Raw genomic sequence first — 8,568 nt, forward strand, 5'->3', positions numbered from 1 at the left:
ATCTATATAGGAAACACGATTATTTTCCTTGACTGTTCTAGCTTGATACAGTCCCAACTCGTAAGAACAAACACTTAAAATTAAAGCTGCCGCAGAACCTGCTAGATATTTTTTATTGATTTTCATAATTTCCTCATTTTAATTCTTCTGCAAGAACATTCATATTTTCTTCTAAATTTTCTAAGTAAGTTTTGTCATTTTCAGGATCAGCTTCCAAAGGATTGAGTGTCTTTAGGCTAACTCCTGTTGATTTGACCAAGGTCTCAGCGACTTTAGAAGAAGCATTGCTCTCAGTAAAGATGGTTTTAACCTTATAGGTCTTAACGAATTCCTGAATTTCTGTTAGTTGTCTCGGACTTGGTTCTTGTTCAGGGGAAATCCCTGCTATACCAAGTTGTTTCAAACCAAAGCGTTTAGCGAGATAAGAAAAGGCTGTGTGTTGTGTAACAAAGGTCTTTTGACTCGCTTTTTCAAAAATAGGCTGGTACTTCTTAGTCAATTCTTGGGCTTTAGCGATAAAGTTTTTAGCATTCTTTTGATACGTTTCCTTATTAGAACTATCAATCTCCGAAAGTTTGTCAGCGATAATCTGAGCTTCTTCACCTGCTTTTTCTGGATCTAACCAAGTGTGAGGGTCGTAGAGTGTTTTTTCATCGATGCCGTCACCAGCTTCTACATCTTCTAAGCCCGGTACACGCTCCAAGGTCATTCCGTCAGAAGCTTCTAAAACTTTAACTTTTGAGTTTTTCAAGTTAGGATCTAGGCTTCCAGCCCAAGATTCGAGCGTATGAGAATGGTAGACAAAGACATCTGCATCATAGATAGCAGCAATGTCATTTGCTGACGGTTCAAAGGAGTGAATCCCACTACTTGACTGAATCATCCGTACGTCATTCAAGTCACCTGATACCTCTTTGACCATGGCATAGATTGGGTAAAAACTTGTTACAATCTTCATCCCTTTTGCTTCTTGTTTTTCTTTTTGGCTACATGCTCCTAAGACAAGAACCAAGAGACCTACCACTAATAATAGAAATGTTCTTTTTTTCATCGTTACTCCTTAACTAGTATTTAACCATTTAATTAACTAGTAAATAGTTTATCTTTATTTACACTATATGTCAAGATATTTTACATATTTTCATGAAAAAAATGAGAACTAGAACTTACATTCTGTTCTCATTTTCGATTTTAACTTTTCTAGTTCTCCTATCCTGTTTTTAGGAGTTAGAAAATGTTGTTACAACTACTTACTCTCCCTTAACAAAGCCAATAATTTTTCAGCTTCTGCCATAATAGTATTGTTGTCCTGGGAGCCAAATAGCAGGTTATTTTTTAAGCCAGTGAGAGTTTCTTTGGCATTGGACTTGATAATGGGGTCTTGGATCTTTGCAAGTAGCTCTTCAGCCTCTCTCAGTTTTTCTTCAACCTTTTCAGTTTCAACCTGAGGTTCTTCTGGTTCCTCTGGTGATTCTTCTTCTGGCTCCTCAGTTGGTTTTGGAGATTCTGGTTTCTCACTCTGAGGTTTCTCTTCGCGAGGTTTTTCTTCCTCAGGTTTTTCTGTACGAGGTTTCTCCTCTGATGGTTTTTCCGTTTGATTGGTATCAGCTTGACCATTTTGGTTTCTTTGAACATGGTCACTTGCATTCCCCCAACCACTATCTGAATGCGGACGTTCGTTTGGATGTTCGACATAGTACTTGACAGTCGCAAAGAGATCCTCAAGAGTATACCCCTTAGGTGCCTCATAAAGTCCTTCGTCAAACCACTCAAATTTTATGTTATGGTAATGATCATAATGAGGAATGATTAAACTACCGTTTTTAACTTCCACGGTATGTTGGAGATTGTAAGGCATACGATCAAGCGGCACCTTCTTAGCTGCTTTCACGCGGTTGTAGATAGCTTCTGCTCCTTTAGCCTCCGTATTTCCTGGATTCTGATGGTCTGTTGAAGGAGGAGTCAAACCTTTCTCTTTAGCATAAGCCTGGGCTGCCGCTCTTTCGGCTTCAGACAAACTATCTTTCTTAATCCAATGACTATGGGTCATATGTGGAGCTACATAGGCATCCCCCTCATCACTGGTGATATCACGAGGATCAAAGATATAGCCATCTTCTGTTGTATACTTGCCTGCCAACTTGGCTACCTGAATCTCATCATCAGTGTAGGCAATTTGCGCATTTGGTTTTCCTAAACGTTCTGGATGACGAATCGGTGCTAGAAAGGCCAAGATATCATCCACCAACTTGACTTTATCACTGCTTTCATCATTTAAACGTTCCAACAGTTTATCCAAAGCGTCAAAATCAGCTTGGCGCCCTTTATTATCAAGTAAGTCCTGATGAATTCTTGCTAGTAAATCATAAGCCTTATTGTAAAATCCTCGATCATCAGATGGGAGATTGGTTTTCTTAGCTCCGAGTTTATGAGACAAACTTTCTTGCTTGGCTAGTTTACTATCAATTGCTGCTGCTGTTTCTGCTGAAAGCTTCTTGGCAGGAATATAACGTGAGGTTCCATTCTCCTCAAAGACATAGCCGTCAGCTACTTTTCGAATAGCCTGTTTAACTAATTTTTCGTCAATTGGATTGCTTGGAGTTGGTTGAGGAGTTGGTGCAGGTTGCGGGCTTGGACTAGGTTCCGGAGTCGGTTGTGGACTTGGTTGTTCTGGTCTTGAATCCGGCACCCTATGGTTCGAACTGTACTGTAGAGGAATAATACGAGCGATTCGTTCTTCCAATTCAGACATCTGTGAATAAGGGATGAAATGGTAATGGTTCCCATGAGGCACAGCAACTCCTCTAGCTGTTCGACTTGTAATCTGTGCTGGGTCGAAGACAAGACCATCAGATTCTACGTGTCGTTGGCTGAGCGGCAAGGCGTAAAGTTGTTTCAGAAGGCTATCAATATCCTCATCACTTTGACTTGCTTGACTATCGTCACTACTGTTGTTAGATGTGTTCGTGTTCGTATAGCCACTGCCTTGGTTATTATAGGATGGGCTCCATCTATCTACATCGCTGCTAGCACTGTTGTTATTGGTACGGCGATAAGTAGGCGCCTTTGATTGGCCACTTCTACCAGATAGAAAGGCTTCTGCAGCAGCCAATTCGCTAGCTGATAACTCGCTCTTAGGAATGTAATGGTAATGGTCGCCATGAGGAACGATATAAGCATCACCAGTATCTTCAATGATATCGGATGCATTAAAGATGTAACCATCATCTGTGGTGTAGCGTCCCTGTGAACGTGCCAAGGCTACCGCACCATCGTTTGCTGAAGTCCCTCTTTCACGATGCTGACTATGTTCTTGTTTTTGCCGATTGATTTCTTCTTTTGTACGGACATTATCCGCATGGGATGCGTCCTTAAGGTAAACATAGTATTTTCCATCTACCTTGATAACATAACCGCCCTTGATTTCACTGACAATATCCTCGTCCTTGAGCTGGTAGTTTGGATCCTTCATCAGCAACTCTTCACTGATGATAGCGTCATAAGGGACCTTGCCATTATAGTAATGATAGTGGTCGCCATGTGAAGTGACATAGCCTTGGTCTGTTATCTTGATAACGATTTGCTCCGCATTGATGCCTTCTTTCTTGCTAACCTCATCAGGAGTCAGATTCTCCGTTTTTTGCGCCGCTTGTTTTCCATCTATATAGGAAACACGATTATTTTCCTTAACAGTTCTGGCTTGATACAGTCCCAACTCATAAGAACAGACACTTAAAATTAAAGCCGCCGCAGAACCAGCTAGGTATTTTTTATTAATTTTCATCGAAACTCTCTTTCTTTTTTAATATTTCTATTTGCAATTCATTTCTAAATTGCAGAAACTCCTCTCTATTGCTTAACTGGTTAATAGTTTACTCCTAAATTTGCAACTTGTCAAGAATTTTATGAACCAGTTAAGTATTTTTTTATTCTTCACCGCTACTTTCTCTAGAATGGACTTTATATAAAAAAGATTTTCTTGAAAATTCTTTAAAAAAAATCCCTGCAACTGAGTTGCAAGGACTTTTCGATTAATCAAAATTAACGTATTCTTTTTGAAGTTCAAGAACTTCTTCCATTGTTGAACATTCTGTAAGGGCACGGTTTGCGTACTCTTCCATCTTAGCTGTATCGAGTTTCTTCATCAAGCTACGTGTACGAAGGACAGATGTTGCTGACATAGAGAACTCATCCAAGCCCATTCCGACAAGAAGTGGAACAGCCTGTTGGTCACCAGCCATCTCACCACACATACCTGCCCATTTCCCTTCAGCGTGAGCTGCTTTGATCACATTGTTGATCAAGCGTAGGATTGATGGGTTGTATGGTTGGTAAAGGTATGAAACTTGTTCGTTCATACGGTCTGCTGCCATTGTGTATTGGATCAAGTCGTTTGTACCAATTGAGAAGAAGTCAACTTCTTTAGCAAATTGGTCTGCAAGCATTGCTGCTGCTGGGATTTCGATCATGATACCAACTTGGATATTATCCGCAACTGCAACACCTTCAGCAAGAAGGTTTGCTTTTTCTTCGTCAAAGACTGCTTTTGCTGCACGAAATTCTTTCAAGAGCGCAACCATTGGGAACATGATACGCAATTGACCGTGTACAGACGCACGAAGAAGGGCACGAATTTGTGTGCGGAACATAGCATCTCCAGTCTCAGAGATAGAGATACGAAGGGCACGGAATCCAAGGAATGGGTTCATTTCGTGAGGCATATCGAAGTAAGGGAGTTCCTTATCTCCACCGATATCCATTGTACGAACGACAACAGGTTTACCGTTCATTCCTTCAAGTACAGCCTTGTAAGCTTCGTACTGCTCGTCTTCTGTTGGGAAGTCTTGAGAATCCATGTACAAGAACTCTGTACGGTAAAGACCAACAGCTTCAGCACCGTTGTCATTGACACCTTCAACGTCTTTTGGAGTACCGATGTTGGCAGCCAATTCAAAGTGTTTACCATCAGCAGTTACTGTTTTAGCGTCTTTCAAGAGCGCCCATTCAGCTTTTTGCTTCGCATAAGCTTCACCAGCAGCCTTGAATTCTGCTGCTTGCTCATCAGTTGGGTTGATAATAACCTCACCTGTGATACCGTTAACAGCAAGAATATCACCGTCTTTAACGATTTCAGTGATGTTGTTTGTACCCAATACTGCTGCAATTTCAAGCGTACGCGCCATGATAGCTGAGTGGCTTGTACGTCCACCAATGTTGGTTACAAAAGCTTTTACAAAGTTTTTGTCCAATTGAGCTGTATCTGAAGGAGTCAAGTCATGCGCAATCACGATTACTTCTTCATTGATAGAAGCTGGGTTTGGCAATTTTTTACCAAGGAGGTTGGCCAATACACGTTTTGTCACGTCGCGGATATCCGCTGCGCGTTCTTGCATGTATGGGTTGTCTTCCATGCCTTCAAAGATAGTGATAAACATGTCTGTCACTTCTTTCAGACCTGCTTCTGCATTCACTTTCTTCGCACGGATTGTTTCCTTGATTTGGCTGATCATTTCTGGGTCAGCAAGAACCATTAAGTGAGCGTCAAAAACTTGAGCTGCTTCTTCACCGAGCGTACCTACTGCTTTCTCGCGAATAACAGAAAGCTCGTCTTGTGATGCTTGTAGAGCGGCATCAAGGCGAGCTTCTTCTGCGTTTGTATCTTCGACTGTAATAGTCTCAAATGACAAATCCGGTTGAACGAGTAGATATGCTTTTGCAACTGCAACACCATCAGATGCTGCGATTCCTTTAAGCATTTCTGTCATTTTCCTTATGCCAATCCTTCTTTTTCCATAGTTTCAGTGATAGCAGCGATTGCGTCGTCAGCATCTGCACCTTCAGCTGAAATTGTAACGTCAGCACCTTGACCAACACCAAGACTCATAACACCCATGATAGATTTAAGGTTTACTGATTTACCTTTGTATTCAAGAGTGATATCTGAAGCAAATTTGCTAGCTGTTTGAACCAACAATGTTGCTGGACGTGCGTGAATACCTGTTTCTGCCACTACGTGGAAATCTTTAGAAGCCATAGTTTGACTCTCCTTTAGTTATTTCTTTTTTTGGATTATATGTGATAACCCTTACAAGACTGTATTATATCACCTTCTAGATTATTTTTCAAGTGTTTTATGGACTTTCTTCTATTTCCTTTCAGATAACTTGCTGAAAATCTTCTATTTATCTTACCAATATACAGTATATAGTTTTTTTGTTTTGATAAACTTTGATAGTTCAATGAAAACCCAATTTTACACTCTGACAAAACACTATATCTTGTGCTTTGTTTTTGAAACTGTAACTTTTTAGCACAAGATTTAGTTTAAAAAGTTTGACAAAGTTTTTTTTTCTGATATACTAAGAAAGTAATCAATTTTGAAAGAGGAGTTACGAAAATGGTAACCGTTTATTCTAAAAACAACTGTGTCCAATGTAAGATGACCAAGCGTTTCTTGGACAGCAACAATGTCACTTATCGTGAGATCAATCTCGACGAGCAACCAGAGTACATCGATCAAGTTAAAGAGCTCGGTTTCAGCGCTGCTCCTGTTATCCAAACACCAACTGAAGTCTTTTCAGGCTTCCAACCAGGAAAACTGAAACAATTAGCATAATCTTAGTACATCATCCAGAAGAAATTGCTTCTAGGGCTAACTTAGAAGCCTTTCTTTTGTAATTAGATAAAGGAAATTTTATGGGATTAAAACATCTTGAGGACGTAACTTACTTCCGTCTCAATAACGAAATCAACCGTCCTGTCAATGGACAAATCATGCTTCATAAAGATAAGGAAGCCTTGGATGCCTTCTTTAAAGAAAATGTGGTTCCAAATACCATGGTTTTTGATTCAATTACTGATAAAATCAACTACCTCGTTGAACACAACTACATTGAAACTGCATTTCTTAAGAAATACCGTCCAGAGTTTTTGGAAGAATTGCATCAATTTATCAAGGATCAAAACTTCCAATTCAAGTCATTCATGGCTGCCTACAAATTTTACAACCAGTATGCCTTGAAGACTAATGACGGTGAATATTACCTTGAAAGTATGGAAGACCGTGTCTTCTTTAATGCACTTTATTTTGCTGACGGGGATGAAGCAATTGCGACTGATATTGCCAATGAAATCATCCACCAACGTTACCAACCAGCTACCCCTTCCTTTTTGAATGCTGGTCGGGCTCGTCGTGGGGAGTTGGTATCTTGTTTCTTGATTCAAGTAACTGATGACATGAACTCTATCGGACGTTCCATCAACTCTGCTCTTCAACTTTCACGTATCGGTGGTGGTGTGGGAATTTCCCTCAGCAACCTTCGTGAAGCGGGTGCACCTATCAAAGGTTATGAAGGAGCAGCTTCTGGTGTCGTTCCAGTTATGAAACTCTTCGAAGACAGTTTCTCCTACTCAAACCAACTTGGTCAGCGTCAAGGTGCTGGGGTTGTCTACCTCAATGTCTTTCACCCAGATATCATCGCCTTCCTTTCAACTAAGAAAGAAAATGCCGATGAAAAGGTTCGTGTTAAGACCCTCTCACTTGGAGTTGTGGTGCCCGATAAATTCTACGAATTAGCTCGTAAAAATGAAGAAATGTATCTCTTTAGCCCTTACTCTGTAGAGCTTGAATACGGTGTGCCATTCAACTACATCGACATCACTGAAAAATATGATGAATTGGTCGCAAATCCAAACATCCGCAAGACAAAAATCAAGGCGCGTGATTTGGAAACTGAAATCTCTAAATTGCAACAAGAATCTGGTTACCCTTATGTAGTCAACATTGATACAGCCAACCGTGCTAATCCAGTAGATGGTAAGATTATCATGAGTAACTTGTGTTCTGAGATTCTTCAAGTTCAAGAACCAAGCTTGATCAACGATGCTCAAGAATTCCTTCAAATGGGAACGGACGTTTCATGTAACCTTGGATCAACCAACGTGGTCAACATGATGACGTCACCTGACTTTGGTCGTTCTATTCGCGCTATGGTTCGTGCCCTTACTTTCGTTACAGATAGTTCACACATCGTAGCTGTCCCTACTATCGACCACGGAAACAGTTTAGCTCACACCTTTGGTCTTGGTGCCATGGGGCTTCATAGCTACCTTGCCCAACAACTCATCGAATACGGATCTCCTGAGTCAATTGAATTTACAAGCATCTACTTTATGCTTATGAACTACTGGACCTTGGTTGAGTCAAACAATATCGCCCGCGAACGTGGTATCACCTTCCACAACTTTGAAAAATCAGACTATGCTAACGGTAGCTACTTTGACAAGTATGTAACTGGCGAATTTGTTCCAAAATCAGGCCGTGTTAAAGAACTCTTTAAAGATGTCTTTATTCCAAGTGCTGCTGATTGGGCTGAACTTCGCGAAAAGGTTCAAGCAGATGGTCTTTATCACCAAAACCGTCTAGCTGTTGCTCCAAATGGTTCTATCAGCTACATCAATGACGTTTCTGCTTCTATCCACCCGATTACACAACGTATCGAAGAGCGCCAAGAGAAGAAAATCGGTAAAATCTACTATCCTGCTGCAGGTTTGTCAACAGATACTATC

7 protein-coding genes are annotated in these 8,568 nt (G+C 40.7%); 2 read left to right on the forward strand and 5 right to left on the reverse strand.

Features of this window, described 5'->3' with window-relative positions; all coding sequences use genetic code 11:
• The 5 genes from HMPREF2655_RS10570 to HMPREF2655_RS08895 all read right to left on the reverse strand — a co-directional run.
• Nucleotides 1-126: pneumococcal-type histidine triad protein (locus HMPREF2655_RS10570; protein ID WP_142352139.1), on the reverse strand; the 126-nt coding region annotated here is incomplete at its 3' end.
• 7 nt (nucleotides 127-133) lie between these two features.
• On the reverse strand, nucleotides 134-1,051 hold the full coding sequence (locus HMPREF2655_RS08875) for a metal ABC transporter solute-binding protein, Zn/Mn family (protein ID WP_070838630.1): 918 nt from the start codon (nucleotides 1,049-1,051) through the stop codon (nucleotides 134-136).
• Between the two features lie 195 nt (nucleotides 1,052-1,246).
• Nucleotides 1,247-3,784 carry a pneumococcal-type histidine triad protein gene (locus tag HMPREF2655_RS08880; protein WP_070838632.1) on the reverse strand — a complete coding sequence of 846 codons (2,538 nt, stop codon included), beginning with the start codon at nucleotides 3,782-3,784 and terminating at the stop codon, nucleotides 1,247-1,249.
• Nucleotides 3,785-4,031: 247 nt separating this feature from the next.
• A complete protein-coding gene (gene ptsP / locus HMPREF2655_RS08890) occupies nucleotides 4,032-5,765 on the reverse strand; it encodes a phosphoenolpyruvate--protein phosphotransferase (protein ID WP_000138129.1) in 1,734 nt (577 codons plus the stop codon).
• A gap of 5 nt (nucleotides 5,766-5,770) precedes the next feature.
• Nucleotides 5,771-6,034 (reverse strand): phosphocarrier protein HPr, encoded by a 264-nt coding sequence (locus HMPREF2655_RS08895; protein ID WP_000146948.1) that lies wholly within the window; start codon nucleotides 6,032-6,034, stop codon nucleotides 5,771-5,773.
• A gap of 363 nt (nucleotides 6,035-6,397) precedes the next feature.
• Between HMPREF2655_RS08895 and nrdH the strand changes: the two genes are divergently transcribed.
• The gene (nrdH, locus tag HMPREF2655_RS08900; RefSeq protein WP_049500732.1) at nucleotides 6,398-6,616 is read left to right on the forward strand and encodes a glutaredoxin-like protein NrdH; all 219 of its coding nucleotides are present in this window, start codon (nucleotides 6,398-6,400) and stop codon (nucleotides 6,614-6,616) included.
• A gap of 80 nt (nucleotides 6,617-6,696) precedes the next feature.
• Nucleotides 6,697-8,568 (forward strand): class 1b ribonucleoside-diphosphate reductase subunit alpha (gene nrdE / locus HMPREF2655_RS08905; RefSeq protein WP_257368111.1); only part of this gene is annotated, 1,872 nt, incomplete at its 3' end.

Source organism: Streptococcus sp. HMSC066F01 (genome assembly GCF_001837335.1).
In the GTDB taxonomy this organism is placed as follows: domain Bacteria; phylum Bacillota; class Bacilli; order Lactobacillales; family Streptococcaceae; genus Streptococcus; species Streptococcus oralis_S.